The sequence below is a fragment of the Vibrio splendidus genome (genome assembly GCF_001557875.1).
Classification (GTDB): domain Bacteria; phylum Pseudomonadota; class Gammaproteobacteria; order Enterobacterales; family Vibrionaceae; genus Vibrio; species Vibrio splendidus_F.
Genome location: NZ_LNRF01000001.1, coordinates 1,557,697 through 1,574,887 on the forward strand (window position 1 = coordinate 1,557,697; position 17,191 = coordinate 1,574,887).

Below are 17,191 nucleotides of genomic sequence, written 5' to 3' on the forward strand. Positions count from 1 at the left end.
TCATGCAAAAAACGACGCGTACTATGCCAACGCATAAGAATATCGCTTTGGTCGCTCATGACCACTTCAAACCTGAGCTACTAAGATGGGTCAAAGAGAACAAAGAAAAACTACAAAAACACTTCCTTTATGCAACGGGCACTACGGGTTCTCTACTGAGTAAAGAGACAGGCTTAGCGATTAAGAGCATGATCAGCGGCCCTATGGGTGGTGACCAACAGCTTGGTGCGCTTATTTCAGAAGGCAAAATCGATATGCTGATTTTCTTCTGGGACCCACTGAATGCTGTTCCACACGACCCGGACGTAAAAGCACTGCTTCGTATCGCAAGTGTTTGGAACATTCCTGTAGCGACTAACCGCGCTACGGCAAACTTTCTGTTTAACTCTTCACTGCTTGAAGAAGAAGTGATCATTGAGATCCCTGACTACGAAGCGTACCTAGCTGAGCGCACGTAATCGCACGGTAAATGTTATCTCTACTGAACAGACCAAAAAGCCTGCTTAAATCGCAGGCTTTTGTTTATCTAAATATAGAAGTTCTTAGTAGAGGCTATTTGTCGCTCCACACCGCCATTTCGTTGCCACTTGGCTCTCTAAAATGGAAACGTCTGCCACCGGGAAAGCTAAAGACCTCGCGGTTTATCTGACCACCAGCATCAATCACATCACGCTCAGTTTGCTCAAGATCTTGGCTATAGAAAACCATCAACGCTGCACCATTATCCGTATGCGACGCCAGATCTGCTAAATAGAAGCCGCCCATTAAGCCTTTCCCTTCAAAAGCAGTATACTCAGGCCCATAATCTTCAAACTTCCAAGCAAACACTTGGCTGAAAAACGCCTTGGTCGCCGCGATATCCTTCGCGGCAAATTCGATGTAATTGATTGAGCCATGTTCCATATGTATGTCCTTCTACTTTATGTCTGCGAATAAAATACAGCGAAAGCAACTTGAACCCTTAGTAGACATCTAGTCTAAGCGGTTACTTCTTACGAACCACTGGGTAATCAGAGCCATGCAGCTCTTGTACAAAACCAGAACCGTCGCCACTGTGCGTAATCCATACTTTCTCTTTTGCTCGCGTCATTGCTACGTAAAACAAACGACGCTCTTCTGCATAAGGGAACGCGTCTGATGATTCGGTCAATGCGCCATCAATATGCAACTGTTTCTTCTTCGTAGGGAACTGTCCTTCGTCAACACAAAGAATAACCACAAAGTCCGCTTCTTTACCTTTACTCGCGTGGCAAGTCATGAATTTGATATCAATGGAGGTAAATATTTTTTTCCAATCTTCCAGCAATTCTGGTTTGTGGTAATGATTGCGTCCAAGTAACAACACAGACTTGTTGGTTTTGCCTTTCGCTTGACGGTTGATCTGATCCAAGATCTTCTCAACTTCTTTACTTGGTGCACTGTACACCGCCTTCTGCTTCTGTTGCTTGAAGCTGTTCAGTTCTTTCGGCAACTGAATCGGATTTTCTTGTACAAAGCGATTGGCAACCGCTCCTAACTGATTGTTAAAGCGGTAAGTGGTATCTAGGTGATGAATCGTTGAGCTTTCAAAACGACCTTTAAAGCCGGTGGTCAAATCAACATCCGCCCCCGCAAACTGATAAATAGACTGCCAGTCATCGCCTACCGCAAAAATAGAGGCTTGATGCTGAGCTTTCGACTGATTACAAAGTGCTTCAACCAAGGCAAGGCGATCTGGAGAGATATCTTGGTACTCATCGATCATGATGAACTTCCAAGGAGAAATAAATTTGCCTTTCTCGACATACTGAGTCGCTCGACTGATCATGATTGAGAAGTCGATATGATTCTGTTCTTTCAGTTCTTTTTGCCAAGCCGTCACACATGGCCAACACAGTGAAAGCTCGCTGTTGAGGCGCGTATAGTCTCGGTGATCAATCAGCTGTTGTTGTACTTCTTTCTTCGATAAACCCGATGCATTCAACTGTTCAAGCTGCTTTTCAAGCCAACCAATCAGCTTGAGGTTTGAAACATGACTACCTAGCTCATCATCACCGGTTAAGTAAGCAATTGGCCATTTAGACAAGTGCTTCTGCCAACGTTTGAAGTTAGTCGGCGTCATCCAGTGCTTTTTCAACCAATCAATACACCACGCTTGGCGTTGGTTATCATCAAGTGCTAGCGGAGAAATAACCACGCGTTCGGGCTCTACCTGATTGAGGATCTTTAAACCCAACTGGTGGAAGGTGCTGACTTGTACCTTCTCTGCTGATAAACCAATTTTACTGTCGAGGCGCTGCTTCATCTCTTCAGCTGCTTCTCGACCAAAGGCAAGTAATAACAACTCTTCAGCTTGAGCTTGATGGCTTTGCAGTAAATACGCGACGCGAGCCGTCAGAACACTGGTTTTACCCGAGCCTGCGCCTGCTAAAATAAGGTTGTGATCATCATTCATCAACACCGCATATTGCTGTGATAAGTTCAGTGGTGACGATTCACATTGTGCAAACAACACTTCCCAGTTTTTTCGCTCGGTCTCTAGCCATTGCTGGTTTCTTTCAGCTTGCTTGATTTCCGTTTCAGACAACCATGGCTGCATTCTCGCGATGCGGTTTGGCATACGCTGCGCGGCTTCATCCAGAGTCATAGTCATGCTTTCTAAACCAGCGTTGACCATATCGACCCAAGTGTTGACCTTAGAATGCGGTAGGAACGCAGGTAGTTGCTCTAAACGAGTTAATTCAGCTTCCCATTGAGGAACGTGTTCAGCCAATTGTTCACATTGGGTGTCATGCCACTTTTGATAAGCGGCAACTGACGCACGTGCAAATTGACGGCATTTATCCCAAGGTAGGCCTTGTACTAACCAACTGCGCTGTTTTCCATCTTGTTGATTAGCAAAGAATTGCAGCGATCCCCAAAACAATCCGCGTTTGATCGCGATCTTGCCACTCCAAATAGTAAACGGAATACGCTCTTCACTGCCTACTGAAGATAACAGCAAACGTGGGCCATCAAGTTCAACCTGATGATATTCATTTTGAATAAAAAATTGTGCAGTCTTGTTAGCGCTTAGCTGCATTGGAGTGTGCTCTTAATTAGGAATATTGAATTTATATCATGATGCAATGAGAATTAATAATATCTCACATCTTATCGACGCATTCATGACCACCTACGGGCAATTATGGATAAGTATCAAATTCTTGTGCTTGATTTCTGTTAGGATTATGGTTTTTAGTGTGTCAAGCGAGCAACTGTGGACTTCTCAGCCAAATTACGCCTCTATTGGGCGAACAAAACCATAAATTACAGCGTATTAATTCTCATCACTCTGCTCGGTGTTGTGGTTCCTGCTTGGTATTATGAACAAAACACACTGATCACTCCTTTGATTTTAGGTGTTATTGCTGCGGCTCTTGCTGAAAGTGATGACAGCTTTACTGGCCGTTTAAAAGCACTCACACTGACCTTTATCTGTTTCGCCGTTGCGGCTTTCTCTATCGAGATTCTCTTCGATACGCCTTGGTTATTCGCGTTAGGGCTTTTCGTTTCAACCTTCTCTTTTATCATACTCGGTGCAATCGGCCCTAAATACGCGAGTATCGCGTTTGGTTCTCTCTTAGTTGCTATCTATACCATGCTCGGTGCCCACGAGAGCACCAACCTTTGGTTTCAACCACTTTTACTGTTAACTGGCGCCGCTTGGTACTACTTCATGTCGATGATTTGGCAGATAGTATGGCCAATGCAGCCCGTGCAGCAAAACCTAGCTACGGTATTTGATCAAATCGGCAATTACATTGATTCAAAAGCGGAACTCTTTTATCCCGTTTCAGATTTAATTCCTCAACCACACCGAATCATTGAAGCCAAGCTCAACGCTAGTACTGTTAACGCACTCAACATGTGTAAAGCGACGCTGCTTAATCGCTCTAAACGCGGGCACATTGATGGACCAAGTGACCGATTCCTAAATACTTATTTCATCGCACAAGATATTCATGAACGCGTAAGCTCAAGCCATTATCGCTATCAAGAGCTGGCAAAACACTTTGAACGCTCTGACGTGTTGTTCCGTTTTAAATACCTACTCGAAGCCCAAGCCACAGCCTGTAAAGAAGTGGCGAGCTCATTAAAGGTTGGTGCGGAATACCAACATGGTGATAAATCTGTACTGGCACTTGATGAGCTTATGTCTTCACTTAACCATCTACACCAACAGAACAAGCCCGAGTGGAAATCGCTGTTAAACCAATTGGATTACTTATTCAATAACCTGGCAACGGTTGAAAAACAGCTCTCAAATATCAGTAACCCAGATGCAGAGAAGATTGAAGAAGGTGTATTAGACGACACAAACCCACACACGTTGACGGCAATGTGGCATAAAATCAAAGCCAACCTGCATACCGACTCCATGCTGTTTCGTCATGCGATTCGTATGGCGATCACACTGACACTCGGCTACGGAATCATCCAAGGGTTTAATATTGAGCGTGGTTATTGGATCCTGCTAACAACACTGTTTGTTTGCCAACCTAACTATAGCGCCACCCGCCAAAAGCTAACTGCCCGTGTTATAGGCACGGTTGCAGGCCTATTGATTGGCGTACCGCTACTGACTTTCTTCCCTTCCCAAGAGAGCCAGTTGGTGTTCATTGTGATCAGTGGCGTGATGTTCTTTGCGTTCAGAATCAATAACTACGGCTTCGCGACCGGTTTTATCACACTGCTTGTGCTCTTCTGCTTTAATCAGTTAGGAGAAGGATACGCAGTCGTTCTACCAAGACTAGCGGATACCTTTATTGGCTGTGCCCTCGCCGTACTTGCTGTCATTTATGTATTGCCGGATTGGCAATCGAAGCGACTACACAAAGTAATGGCGGATGCGCTCGATTCCAATAAAAATTATCTCGCTCAGATCATTGGCCAATACCGCGTAGGCAAGAAAGACAGCCTCAACTATCGTATCGCTCGTCGTAGTGCACACAATAACGATGCAAACCTGACTGCCGCTATCAGTAGCATGTTGGTTGAGCCGGGCAAGTACCGTACCTCTGAAGATGAGAGCTTCCGATTCCTAACACTCAATCATGCCCTACTTAGCTATATCTCAGCTTTGGGAGCACACAGAACGCGTATCGATGACGAAGCCACGCATAAGCTAGTTCTTGATGCACACAGAGTAATACACGAGCACCTAGATGCTCTAAATGATCAGCTCTACTCTCATCAAGAACAGTGTGAAGTGAAAAACGCTTATGACCCTGAACTGGATAAACGTTTGAGTGAATGGCGTGAAGAAGATGAGAGTTCTGTCAGAATGGTTCTACAGCAGCTCCATTTGATTTATCGAATGCTTCCAGAACTGCATACCTTAGCGACCAAGTTTGCAGTCAAGGTTAAGATCGATAAACCGTTTGAAACAGAAACTTCTTGAGCAACAAACAAAATACTGTAAAAACAAAAAGATAGAGAATCTGCTCACCTTTTAATCGCTAGATGTTTTTATATATTGCTCTATCGAAACCCCAATCTTGATAGAGCAACTACTTGCTTAGCCTTACTCCATAAGGGTTAAAGAGATTTTACATTATAAAAATCTTCTGACTTTGATTGACCAAGCCATAACTTTGCCTAACATTTCTCGGACAAAAAACAACCACAGGAATTTATAGTTGTCTTAGTTTTAGGAAACTTCAAACATCATTTAATATTCACTTAATCTTGTTTGATTTCCTGTATCAGTAGGCTATGCTCTATAGAGCATATGGATTTGAACTAAGGTCACAATATGAATACACAGCAATTTGAAGCATTTAAGCAGCAAATACAGCTTCTTAGTCCACAGCAATTGAAAGCGCTTCAAGGCGAGATCGACGGTAATCTTGAAACAGACCAACCTTCTGTGCTAACTGATGAAGAGTTAAACGCACTAAATGACCTGTTCAGTTAATAGACAGACATCACTATTTTAGCTTAAGTTCACATTTTCACCGTAAATTTCATCTGTTCATCATTGCGCTCAAAATATCGTCCGCCTAGACTCATTTCATACGTCAATAAAAGGTTCTGTTATGTCGATATCTGGTATTCAATCTGGTTACGCCATTATTCAGCAGTCAACCAACATGGCTGAAGAAGCCGCAATCGAGCTTAATCAAGCCTCTAAACACTCCTTAGAATCCGACGACGCTTTCCAAACTAGCGATTTCAGCTTTAATCAAATAGAGCCAGAGCAATCCATTTCGTTTAAAGACAAAGAACCTGAGCCTACTTCATCCTCAACTGATGCCTTGATAAAACTGACACAAAGCGCAAGTTATAACCGCATTGGTGCGAGTGTGGTTGATCGTCAAAACGAAGCTATCGGTAGCCTTCTCGACATTCATATCTAAATTTCGCTCAAATACAGCCTATATTTAGTGAAACTTCGCTACTTTTTGCTTCAACAACCACACAAACTGTAACTCATTATATCAGGCGCTTGTTTCTGGTTTATTACTCGGTAGAATCAGCGCAAACCAATTTGCTGCACAAACTTTACTTCATACTATTTATGCCAAAACTAAATCTGCATCGCCGTGACTATGTTTCTATTTTAGGAGGCGACATCTCCGCAGACGAATTAGAAAAAAAGCTTCAACCTCATTTTGAAAAGCCAGCAAATAAGCTGACACCTAGCCCCTACCTGACAGAAAAGAACCTCACACGTCGTTGGACAGCTCTCGATAATGCAGATTCACAGCAAGAACTGCTCGACCGTCATACACAAAGCCAGATCCAAGCTTATGAGAAAAACATTGAGCACTTTATTGGCACGGTTAAAGTCCCTGTGGGTGTATCTGGCCCACTAAGAGTTAATGGCCTGTTTGCTACGGGTGATTACCTCGTACCACTTGCAACCACCGAAGCAGCGCTTGTCGCATCTTATAACCGCGGCTCAAAACTGATCACCGCATGTGGTGGTGCAAGTGCAATGTTACTCAATGAAGGGGTAACACGCACTCCAGGGTTTGCATTCCAAGGCTTAGTTGAAGCCGGACAGTTTGTGGCTTGGGCCGTTACCCAGTATGACCAGTTCAAGATCTTGGCAGAATCGACAACTTCGCACGGCAAACTTACCGACATCAACATCAACATCGAAGGTAACCACGTTTACTTGGTGTTTGAATTTCTAACCGGAGACGCTTCTGGTCAGAACATGGTGACCATTGCCACCAATGCTGTATTTGAGTACATCATAGAAAATACTCCAGTGAAGCCCGACCATGCTTTCCTTGATGGCAACTTGTCAGGCGATAAGAAAGCCAATACCCAAACCTTGCGCAGCGTTCGTGGTAAAAAGGTAACTGCAGAAGTGAATATTCCTGCAGAGCTTGTCGCGAAATACCTACATACGACGCCAGAGAAGATGGTCCAATTTGGTCAGATGACCACAGTCGGTGGCGCTTTGAGTGGTACTATCGGTATCAATGCCCATTATGCGAATGCGCTGGCGGCACTTTACATTGCTTGCGGCCAAGACGCGGCCTGTGTCGCTGAGTCAGCGATTGGTATGACGCGTATGGAACTCAACAAAGAAGGCGGTTTATACGCTAGCGTGACACTGCCTAACTTAATGGTAGGGACTGTCGGCGGTGGTACCGGCTTACCAAGTCAAAAAGCCTGTTTAGATTTACTTGGGCTGCATGGCAACGGTAAATCACAAGCTCTCGCTGAAGTTTGTGCTGCACTGTGTTTGGCGGGTGAGCTATCGATTGTCGGTGCATTTTGCGCAGGCCACTTTTCACGAGCGCACCATAAACTAGCTCGTAAATAACCTTTATCCAATTTGGCTTGTTCGGTTTTGTCGTTCATGCAAAATCACAAGCCAATCTCAATGCGTGAGTCATAAATGGATTACTTACACTTATCGAGGGTGAGCCTTAAGCACCTCACTGCGCTGCATATTATGCTGAACACCCATAGCGTGACTCAAACCTCTGAGCAGCTCTGTGTCAGTCCTTCAAGTGTGAGCAAGACTCTATCTCAGCTTCGTGAGATCCTTAACGATGAGCTGTTCTATCGAGATGGTACTAAGCTCATCCCAACACCCTTTGCACTGCAAGTCGCTCCAACGGTTCACGCAATCCTTTCTAGTATGAATGGATTGCTTCATCAGAAGAGCTTTGCTCCTGATGAGTATCAAGGCAGCTTTTCACTTTCGATGCGTGAAAGTACCTTCGAGGTGTTCGCGTCTAAGATAAGCAATATCACCACTAAACTCGCGCCAAAAGCCAAACTCAACATCTATTCAAAGCAACAGCTCGGCTTCGATGCTTTGCTCAGCGGCAAGGTCAACTTGATCTTATTACCCCATGATATATCTCAACCGCCGACCGATAACAAAGAGCTGGTTTGGGAGACGATTCTTCCAGATGAGATGGTTTGTTTAATGGGTGCACACCACCCTCTTGCTCAGCAAGAACTGACGATTGAAGGCTACTTAGATTACAAGCACATTGGAATTTTAGATAACGAACTGTCTCAGCCTTATTTTGAGCAAAACTTGGTTCAATGTCATAAGCCAAGAGAGATGGCAATATCGGTAGCGGACTTCGGCGCAGCGGCAGTGTTGTGTCATCACACCCCTTTTCTATTCACCTGCTCTAAACAGTGGGCTGAACATGCAAAACAAGCGCACGGTTTAGTGAGCAAGCCACTTCCCTTTGATTACGGTAAAGTGGCTTATAGCTTAGTGTGGAACAAGCCGAACATGAATGATCAAGCGATAAAATGGTTGTGTGACCTGTTTTTAGAAGCTGAATGCTCTTAGTAGAAACCTAAATCTTTTCATAATTGATTATCTAAAGATATTAGGTATAAACCTCTGGCGTTTGCATAGGCCTTTGAACAATCGCGTAGAGCTTGTCGTGAAAGCTCTGCATCTGTTTTTCGGTGCATTTCGGCCAATCTAACGCTTCGCCAATCACACCATGATGTTGAAATGCATTCAGTCGAATTAGAACATCACTTGGTAGCGCCTTCAAGTAATGCCCCACTTGTTCAATTTCGTCCTCAAGGTCGCTTCTATTTGGAATATGCAGCAACCTAACTTCGTGTAACCTCCCTTTATCAGCTAAGTAATTGATAGTCTCAAATACTCGATGGTTGCCTCTGCCCACTAACCATTGATGTGTTTCCGATTGCCATGATTTTAGGTCAATCATCGCGCCATCAAGATAAGGCAGAACCTTATCCCAGCCTTGCTTTGGTAACGAGCCATTACTATCAATAAAGCACGTGAGATGCGCTAACTGCGGATCACATTTAATCGCTTGAAACAGTTCGATGATAAACGGCAACTGCATGGTCGCTTCACCGCCAGAAACGGTAATGCCACTTAAGAAAAATTGATTATGTCTGACGAGTTCAAGCACCTCTGAGACCGTCATTGTGGTAATTTTCGGGCTCGACTTATGGTCGCAGATATCAATGCACTGATCGCAGTTAGTGCAAGCTGCTGGGTCCCACTTAACTTTGCCATCAATGAAACTCAGAGCACTGCTCGGACAGTCGCTAACGCAGTCACCACAATGGTTACAGTGATTGATTGTGTGTGGGTTGTGGCAAGTAATACAGTCAAAGTTGCAGCCCTGAAAAAACAGTACTAAGCGGTTTCCCGGGCCATCAACACAAGAAAAGGTCAGCACACGGCTGACCTTCGCTTGTTTTTCTGTCTTATTATTTTTAACCCTAGCCACTTGAGTTGTTAGATCAGAAATTTTCATAATTCACATCGTTTGTATTCGAAACACGTCACACACGCGCGTTAAAGCTATTCGTATGTCGGCGACATCTCTAAGCTCGCCACGCGTGGTTTACGCTCTAGTATGCCCGTGTTCTTCGCAGCTTCAGCACCTAAGAAGGTGGTATTGGTACGTGAGCCTTGCTCGTCGTATTTTGCAATGTCAGACAGCTTAATCATGTAACCCGTCACACGAACCAAATCGTTTGATGCCACGTTAGCCGTGAACTCACGGTAACCCGCTTGAATCGCACCTTTACACAAGTTGAACATCGCTTCAGGGTTAGATTTCACTGTTTCGTCGATGGTCAGAATGTCACTGATACCCGAGGTGTAAAACTTATGGTGACCAGCGGTAGCACGAACGTAAGAGACTGGATCCGGTTCGGTACCATAAGGAATACGAACACCCGGCGTCACATCTTCATCTAAGCTAATACCGCCTTGAGCATGCAGCAGAGCTTTACCTTCTAACCCATACTTCACTTCAGAGCTTTCAACGATCTCAGCCAGCTTTTCAGAGATACGATGGCCAAGCTGATTAGCCTGTTCATCGTGACCATAGCGCCCTGCTTGGCCTTCTTTCTCCATCAAAATGTTCACGGCTTCAGCCATACCGTAGATGCCGAACATTGGCGCAAAACGGTCTTCTTCAATCAAGCCTTCTTGGGTTAAGAAACCCTCAAAAAAGTTAGATTCTTCATGTAAAAATCGGCTACGCGCATTCATCAATTCGATCATAATGCTGCTGTAGTTAGGTAGAACTTGTTGTAAGAAGTCTACGCTGTCCTCAGATTTCAGAGCTACCTGCTTCAGGTTCATACGTACTAGCGTGTTTGAACCACCCGCCAGAGGCAAAGAGTTGTAGCAACTCACGATGCCAAAACGCTTATCTCCGTAAGCAGCGGCGTGTGCAGGATAATTGGCAATGTGTGGCTTACTGCATTCACAGATGTTGCTCGCCGCATGACGAAGCAGATCATCAGGCGTCACGGCTGGGTCATACATAAAGGTCAAGTTAGGGGCAATCTGCTTGAGTTCAGCATCGACACGTAAAATAGTACGGCAGATAACATTGTCTGTTGGCCCGATATTCACATGCATAAACGCATCTGGCAACGTGCGATCCAACATAATCCAGAACAGCTTAAGCTTTTGATAAACCTGCTCTTCCGTTAAGTCGTCAACGAAAGGCATCAACACATCGTCCAGTTGACCTAAGTAAACCGGAATTGATGTTACGGATGGCACGTGATGATAAAGGATGGTCAGCATGTTCAATGCTTCGTCGAAATTAGTTGCCGCGCTAAGCTCTAAATACTTTGAGCCTTGATGTAAGTATTTAGAATAATCGGGAAGCACATAGCGCGGCTTAAATGGTGCATGGCCTTCGAACATGTCACACAGCACACCTTGTTGTAAGGCTTGCTCTACTTCATTGCTTACCGACATATACGGCAGGCTGGCTTCAGCTTCTAAGGCAAGATAGCTCGACTTCTGTTTTGGTGACAGGTTGGCATCTGAAATGATATTGCTAAAGCGTTGTTGTTGCTCTGAAAGTTGTGGAGAAGCAGATTGGTGGCTCATGATTAAACCCTTAATATTGTTATGGGCTTATTCTATATCTGGCCATTAAATTTCCACTAGTGAAATGTATGCAAGGATATATTTCCAAAATGGAAATATATTATGGTTAGTACGGGATATACACGAAAGATAAACAATAAAGGACAAGAAGAGTTAATAGAGATTTAGCATTAGTGGAAAGCATACCGCCCTAAAAGACAAAACCCACATAACTGACCTTAAAGCCGTTAATGTGGGTTTAGTATTTTAAATGCTAACTCAAGCTACGAACGATTACAGGTGAGGAAGCGCTTGCTTGCGTCCAACACCCATCAACACCTTTAACGCTCCTTGTGGAGTGTCAATCGAGAACGGTGTAGAGACTTCAACCACTGCAAAGCCCGCTGCACTCAATACATTCTCTGAGCGCTGTCGGCTTACGCCATAGTCTTCACTATCGTTTTCTAAGTACCAATCCCAGTGTACAAACGTGCCGTCATTTTCAAGCAACGTGTAAATAAGACTGACTGTGTCTTGTAGATTAGGGATAAAACCACACACCGAAGAAGCTACCACTAGATCAAACTGATTTCTGAATGCTGGATGCTGCGCTGCAAGTCCGCGCGATAAAATATCAACAACCGGTTCAACGTTAGGTAGCTCTTTCTTATCTAACTCTTCAATCATCCCTTCGGAGATATCAAGTGCGATGATCTCTTTTGCTAAAGGAGATATTTTCTGGCTGAGTAGTCCTGTACCACAACCAAAATCAAGGACACGGGTTCCGTTTAAATCAACGAGCTGTGTTAACTGGTCAAATACGGACTGTGCGAATACTGCGGTCGCGGGATCTTTATCCCAATCAACGGCGTACTCGTCCCATTGTTTCGCCATCATGGCCTCCATCTTTACTTCTTGTAGGTTCGGAACCCCCACAGAGTAAACCAAATTAGCCAATTCGTCATAGAGTTATCATGCAAAGATGGACTATTTCTAAGATAGTCAGCACAATATTCAGATAATATGCACCAACCCCCGCTTAATATGGAAATGAAATGAACCTTTCTCAAGTCCAAGCCTTTTGTTCCGTTGCTGATTTAGGATCAGTTTCTGAAGCCGCACGTCAGTTAGAATGCAACCGAACCAAACTCAGCATGTCGATTAAAGCCTTGGAAAAAGAGTTAGATGTCGAGTTGTTTGTACGTAGCGGAAACCACGTTGAACTTTCTGAAGCAGGCAAAGCGATTTACAAGGATTGCGAAGGCCTATTGGTGACTGCTGCTCGTATTAAGCAAACCTGCTTGCATGTTTCGGGCGAATTCAACGCCGAGATATGGATTGCACGCGACGACTCATTACCCGATGATATGTGGCAGGACTTATCTCACGCCTTAAATAACAAGTACCCTTCTACCTCATTCAATTTTGTTCTCGCATCTAGTGGTGACTTAGCCAACCTGGTCGAAACTCAGCAAGTCGATTTTGCATTTGGTGTAGATTATGAACGTGTCGATGACCCTAGAATTATCTACAACCCTCTTGGTAAGATTCGAATGATGTCTGTGTGCAAAAAAGGGCATGATCTTAGCGCGATGCGACGCGTTTCTGATGAAATACTGAGAAATTCGATGCAAGCTACCATGGTTTATCTCAATGAAAAGGACAACCCTGAGCTTGAGCCATTCTCTCGCCGTTACATCGGCTTCTCTAGCTTCGACTTTATGCTGGATACAATTTTACGTGAAGAGGCGTGGGGCGTAATGCCAGAGCCATTGATTCGCCATTTATTGCGTGAACAAGAGCTAGCCGTGATCAAACACACCTACGGCTTAACGCAAGAAGACTACTGTATGTTCACTGCAGCGGGCATGGCAGAGCACCCTGGAATGAATTGGTTAGCCGACCAGCTTAGTGATTACTTGTTTGATTTCTAGACAGACGACTTTTACTCCATACCTAAGTCTTGCTCTAGAAAACCATCACGTGATCAACCAAGTAACGCCCGTCTTCTTCAACCAACACCATTTCGGCTACAAACTCGCCTTTTGCAATGGTGTACGCTTGTTTCCATACAAAGGCGATGGAATCTGAGCGTCTGAATAGCGCAACTTGCTCCCGTTCAGCAAAAAAGCCATTACTGTGCTGATAATGGTGACACACCTTTTCTAAATATTCTGGCGTAACGATGTCTTTCATCCTTTGAGTAAAGTCTCGGCAGTGCTGTTCATGATCAACCTTAGTTGAACCGTCCATCAGGTTATCCATGATCGGGTTAGCAATCACCCATAGTTCTTTATCACTGATATCGTCAAACTTCATATTGATTCACTCCTTGTCCAGTCCATCGCAGTCGCAGTCGCAGTCGCAGTCGCAGTCGCAGTCGCAGTCGCAGTTCAATCTAGAAGACCAATAAGACCTTAGCGACTAATGTGTTTTATTAATCATAAACGATCCTATTTTAGTTGCACATCATCCCCAAAAAACACTCAGCGTCATCTTTACTGACACCGCAACATAGCCTTAAGCCACTGAATTTAATATATTTATATGTATTATCCAAATAAGAAATATAATCATCATCAGATAAAGTTTGTAAAGTTAGCTCAATATTAGAACAATGAAGTTATCAAAAACATCTGGAAAATATTATGTGTGACAGGAAAAGCCAAAACGAAAACCGAGTACTATTGTTCTCAGCCCTTTTAGCATCAGGCTTCGCAGTTGGCGGATTGGTGTTGGGTCTTATCGTTGGCTCTCTGGTCATAGTATTTGACGGTGTCTATTCTCTTATCAGCTTACTGTTAACTTTATTGTCACTAGCTGCCTCGAAATACATTAATCGCCCATCAGACACTGAGTTCCCATTTGGTCGAGCAATCATTGAACCAATTGTTATTGCGATTAAAGCCGTTGTGATTCTGCTTGTGGTTGGTTATTCACTGTACTCTGCAATTGGCGCCCTGATGACGGGTGGTCGTGAAGTTGATGCCTCTATTGCAACTCTGTTTGGTATTGTCAACGTGTTGGGTTGTGGTTACGCTTGGTGGTACATCGCGAATAAGAGCAAACGTATGTCTTCAGGGCTGGTTCAGGCTGAGTCTAAACAATGGCAGATGGATACACTATTGAGTGTAGCGGTAACCGCTGGTTTCTTAGTAGCATGGTCAATGACGTTTTCACCTCTTGCGGCTTACGCAGTGTATGCAGACCCTATGATGATGTTACTAATGTCTTTCTACTTCATCAAAGTACCTTTCGACATGTTACGTGAAGCAATGCGCGAACTACTTATGATGTCGGCGACCAAAGATATTTGTGATGCAGTGGATAAGAACGTTGTCGCGGTAGACAAAGAAGCGGATCAAGATTTAGAGCTAATGGGCGTGACTAAGGTTGGTCCTGAGCTAAGAATCAACGTTGATATTCATACCAACGACCAACAAGCCATTGCGGTTGATGATATTGAACGAACGCGCCGCCAACTGAAGCGACGCCTATCTAAAATGCCTTATGAGCTTCAACTAAACCTCAATGTCGCGAGCTAAGATTTCACCTAGCAAATGACGCTGGCACACTAGCGCAAATTAAAACTGAGATTGAACCTTTTTAGAAGCCGACGCCTTTGCCGTCGGCTTTTCTCTTGTTACCCACCAGCAAGCCAGTGAGCCAACAGTTACCATACATACGCCCTGCCAAAACGTCATGGTCAATGACAAGCCCAAAATCACCGAAGAGAGTAAGGTCGCGAAAATTGGCGTAAAGTACGACATGGTCGCAAGAAACACCATGTTGCCACCAAGAATCGCAGTATTCCAAAGTGCATAGCCTGCGCCCATACAAGCGCCAGCTAACGCTAGGTCAATCGCCGCACTCGTTGTCATCACCATGCCGGTTTCATCACTCAATGCGTACTTGATCCACAGAGTGATCGCCGTAGCGATAAAGAAAAGCACAATCGCATTCTGCCCTTTCGCGACACGCTGGGTGTAGTTGCAGTAAACAGCCCAAATAATCGCACCGAAAAACGCCATAGAATAGGTTTTAGGGTTGGTCGCAATGTTGGCTGCAATTTGTTCAACAGATAGGCCTTGGTCACCGCTTATGCTCCAAGCCACACCAAAGAATGCCAAAAAGATACTTGGATAAACCAACCAGTTAATCTTTTTATCGCTAAGCAGCACTGCAAATAACACTGTCAGTGCTGGCCATAGATAGTTGATTACAGCCATCTCTATCGCTTGATGTCGGCTGTTAGCCATTCCCAAAGCCAGAGCCAAGAAAATTTCATAACAAACGAACAAGGCACCGCCGATCAGCAAATAAGACTTAGAAAAGCGTGACAGTTTTGGTAGCCCCATAACACAGACCAACAACAGCGAACTCACCGTGTAAAGACTGGCTGCGCCACCAATTGGACCTAGCTGTTCTGAGACACTACGAGACAGAGCAATCAAGCAACTCCATAGTAAAATAGCCACAATACCGTAACAGCTATAGCGATGAGTTTTCAGCACGCCTTTTCCTTTATCTATTTTTAATTAATTATAAGTTACTGGTTTTTCATTATGAGCTCAGGCCATTAGCCATCAGCTATGCCAGCAAAAGTGCTTGTAAGTCAGCCAAAGACTTCACTTGATAATGAGGATTAATACCCGCTGGCGTTGCCTTTTCTTGGCTGTTTAACCAACAAGTTTCGATGCCAAAATCGAGTCCGCCTAGAATATCTGAATGTGGGTTATCCCCGACCATCAATACTCGTTGCTTAGATGGTAACCCGATCAGCTTATGGGCATATTCAAAAATTTGTGCATCCGGTTTGGCTACCCCAACCTCTTCAGAAATAATCACGTGATCAAAGTAACCCGTCATTCCAGTGCGTTCTAAACGGATAGATTGCAGCTCGGTGAAACCGTTAGTAATGATGCCCATGTTCACTTTGCCTTTTAAAGACTCCATCAACTCTTGTGCACCCGGTAATAAAGAGCAGATATCCGCCATCGCTGTTAAGAATGCACTGTTTAAAGCTGCGGTTGTTGTCTCTAATTTCTCAGCCCAGCTTTCGAAGCGAGTGTGCTTTAATTGGTCTGCGGTAATGCGGCCATCTTGGTAATCGACCCAAAGTGGCAAGTTAACCTTTTGATAAGCCGAATAATCCTGTTCGCTGAAGTCCACACCAAAACGAGAAAACATCAGCTTCATTCCCTGATAAGCATCAAAATGGAACAAGGTTTCGTCTGCATCAAAGAATATCCAGTCGTACTTCATTTTATTTCCTATTAATCGCGCTGTTGAGCTGTGTTTATCTTTAGTTGTTCATTGGCTCAAAGGCCAGATGTTCATTCTACTACCAATTTTGTGAGCCTGAATATAGTTCTAATAATTTATAGAAAACAAGCCACAAGTCATGATGTATCGCAAATTTTGCCACATATTAAACCAATACCATACAATAAATACACTTAGGTACCGGGAGGTACTATGAAGCACTTTTTACCATCGTCTGTCATGCTTACCCCTTTTCTTGTCAAATACTATGACGAGGAGTCAGAAGACACGCTTGATTCTGAAGAGCCACAAGAGCCTGAAATTGAATGCAGTGATGACTCAGATAAAACGTCGACACCAGCCTAACTAGAGGAGTTTTCAATGAAAAACCTTATTTTTCATTGTTATAGAGCACCATACTGTCTCTAATTTAGTCGATTTATCGCGATCTATTACTGACAATCAACACAGCCAAAAACCATGAAAACGATTGCTATATGAGCCCTATCACAACGACTAATCACAAAGTAGTAGTTCGAATTCAAAGTTGTTCCAGATCAATGGTCGACCACTTGAATGCCGACAACA

The 17,191-nt window shown here is 44.1% G+C and carries 17 protein-coding genes; 9 read left to right on the plus strand and 8 right to left on the minus strand.

The window, feature by feature from the left end; all coding sequences use genetic code 11:
- The first annotated feature begins 2 nt into the window (after positions 1-2).
- Positions 3-458 carry a methylglyoxal synthase gene (locus tag ATB74_RS06570; RefSeq protein ID WP_052880060.1) on the plus strand — a complete coding sequence of 152 codons (456 nt, stop codon included), beginning with the start codon at positions 3-5 and terminating at the stop codon, positions 456-458.
- A gap of 94 nt (positions 459-552) precedes the next feature.
- Here the strand turns inward: ATB74_RS06570 and ATB74_RS06575 are convergent, their stop codons facing one another.
- Both ATB74_RS06575 and helD read right to left on the minus strand, forming a co-directional pair.
- A complete protein-coding gene (locus tag ATB74_RS06575; protein ID WP_061017391.1) occupies positions 553-903 on the minus strand; it encodes a VOC family protein in 351 nt (116 codons plus the stop codon).
- 82 nt (positions 904-985) lie between these two features.
- Positions 986-3,061 (minus strand): DNA helicase IV, encoded by a 2,076-nt coding sequence (gene helD / locus ATB74_RS06580; RefSeq protein ID WP_061017393.1) that lies wholly within the window; start codon positions 3,059-3,061, stop codon positions 986-988.
- A 177-nt stretch (positions 3,062-3,238) separates the two neighbouring features.
- Between helD and yccS the strand changes: the two genes are divergently transcribed.
- The 5 genes from yccS to ATB74_RS06600 all read left to right on the plus strand — a co-directional run bounded on the left by yccS (position 3,239) and on the right by ATB74_RS06600 (position 8,800).
- Positions 3,239-5,422: a YccS family putative transporter gene (gene yccS, locus ATB74_RS06585; RefSeq protein WP_061017395.1), complete on the plus strand. Its 2,184-nt coding sequence runs from the start codon at positions 3,239-3,241 to the stop codon at positions 5,420-5,422.
- A 354-nt stretch (positions 5,423-5,776) separates the two neighbouring features.
- Positions 5,777-5,938 carry a hypothetical protein gene (locus tag ATB74_RS24250; protein WP_179946897.1) on the plus strand — a complete coding sequence of 54 codons (162 nt, stop codon included), beginning with the start codon at positions 5,777-5,779 and terminating at the stop codon, positions 5,936-5,938.
- A 121-nt stretch (positions 5,939-6,059) separates the two neighbouring features.
- Entirely contained in the window at positions 6,060-6,380 is a 321-nt protein-coding gene (locus ATB74_RS06590; protein ID WP_060981525.1) for a hypothetical protein, read from the plus strand.
- 161 nt (positions 6,381-6,541) lie between these two features.
- Positions 6,542-7,804, plus strand: coding sequence for a hydroxymethylglutaryl-CoA reductase (locus tag ATB74_RS06595; RefSeq protein WP_052880079.1), 1,263 nt, complete (start codon positions 6,542-6,544; stop codon positions 7,802-7,804).
- A 75-nt stretch (positions 7,805-7,879) separates the two neighbouring features.
- Positions 7,880-8,800, plus strand: coding sequence for a LysR family transcriptional regulator (locus ATB74_RS06600; RefSeq protein ID WP_061017397.1), 921 nt, complete (start codon positions 7,880-7,882; stop codon positions 8,798-8,800).
- Between the two features lie 40 nt (positions 8,801-8,840).
- Here ATB74_RS06600 and ATB74_RS06605 read toward each other — a convergent pair whose 3' ends face one another.
- From ATB74_RS06605 to ATB74_RS06615, 3 genes are all read right to left on the minus strand, one after another.
- A complete protein-coding gene (locus tag ATB74_RS06605) occupies positions 8,841-9,755 on the minus strand; it encodes a YjjW family glycine radical enzyme activase (RefSeq protein WP_061017399.1) in 915 nt (304 codons plus the stop codon).
- A 47-nt stretch (positions 9,756-9,802) separates the two neighbouring features.
- A complete protein-coding gene (locus ATB74_RS06610; protein WP_061017401.1) occupies positions 9,803-11,359 on the minus strand; it encodes a YjjI family glycine radical enzyme in 1,557 nt (518 codons plus the stop codon).
- Positions 11,360-11,632: 273 nt separating this feature from the next.
- Positions 11,633-12,232: a class I SAM-dependent DNA methyltransferase gene (locus tag ATB74_RS06615; RefSeq protein WP_060981529.1), complete on the minus strand. Its 600-nt coding sequence runs from the start codon at positions 12,230-12,232 to the stop codon at positions 11,633-11,635.
- A 161-nt stretch (positions 12,233-12,393) separates the two neighbouring features.
- On the opposite strand from ATB74_RS06615, the gene ATB74_RS06620 reads away from it, so the two are divergent.
- Positions 12,394-13,272: a LysR family transcriptional regulator gene (locus ATB74_RS06620; protein WP_061017403.1), complete on the plus strand. Its 879-nt coding sequence runs from the start codon at positions 12,394-12,396 to the stop codon at positions 13,270-13,272.
- 34 nt (positions 13,273-13,306) lie between these two features.
- On the opposite strand, the gene ATB74_RS06625 is transcribed toward ATB74_RS06620, so the two are convergent.
- Positions 13,307-13,657 (minus strand): hypothetical protein, encoded by a 351-nt coding sequence (locus ATB74_RS06625; RefSeq protein WP_061017404.1) that lies wholly within the window; start codon positions 13,655-13,657, stop codon positions 13,307-13,309.
- Positions 13,658-13,986: 329 nt separating this feature from the next.
- On the opposite strand from ATB74_RS06625, the gene ATB74_RS06630 reads away from it, so the two are divergent.
- On the plus strand, positions 13,987-14,883 hold the full coding sequence (locus ATB74_RS06630; protein WP_061017406.1) for a cation diffusion facilitator family transporter: 897 nt from the start codon (positions 13,987-13,989) through the stop codon (positions 14,881-14,883).
- Positions 14,884-14,922: 39 nt separating this feature from the next.
- Here the strand turns inward: ATB74_RS06630 and yddG are convergent, their stop codons facing one another.
- Both yddG and yjjG read right to left on the minus strand, forming a co-directional pair.
- Positions 14,923-15,852: an aromatic amino acid DMT transporter YddG gene (gene yddG, locus ATB74_RS06635; protein ID WP_060981532.1), complete on the minus strand. Its 930-nt coding sequence runs from the start codon at positions 15,850-15,852 to the stop codon at positions 14,923-14,925.
- 76 nt (positions 15,853-15,928) lie between these two features.
- Positions 15,929-16,603, minus strand: coding sequence for a pyrimidine 5'-nucleotidase (gene yjjG / locus ATB74_RS06640; protein ID WP_061017408.1), 675 nt, complete (start codon positions 16,601-16,603; stop codon positions 15,929-15,931).
- Positions 16,604-16,816: 213 nt separating this feature from the next.
- Between yjjG and ATB74_RS24255 the strand changes: the two genes are divergently transcribed.
- Positions 16,817-16,969: a hypothetical protein gene (locus ATB74_RS24255; protein WP_179946898.1), complete on the plus strand. Its 153-nt coding sequence runs from the start codon at positions 16,817-16,819 to the stop codon at positions 16,967-16,969.
- Positions 16,970-17,191: the final 222 nt, after the last annotated feature.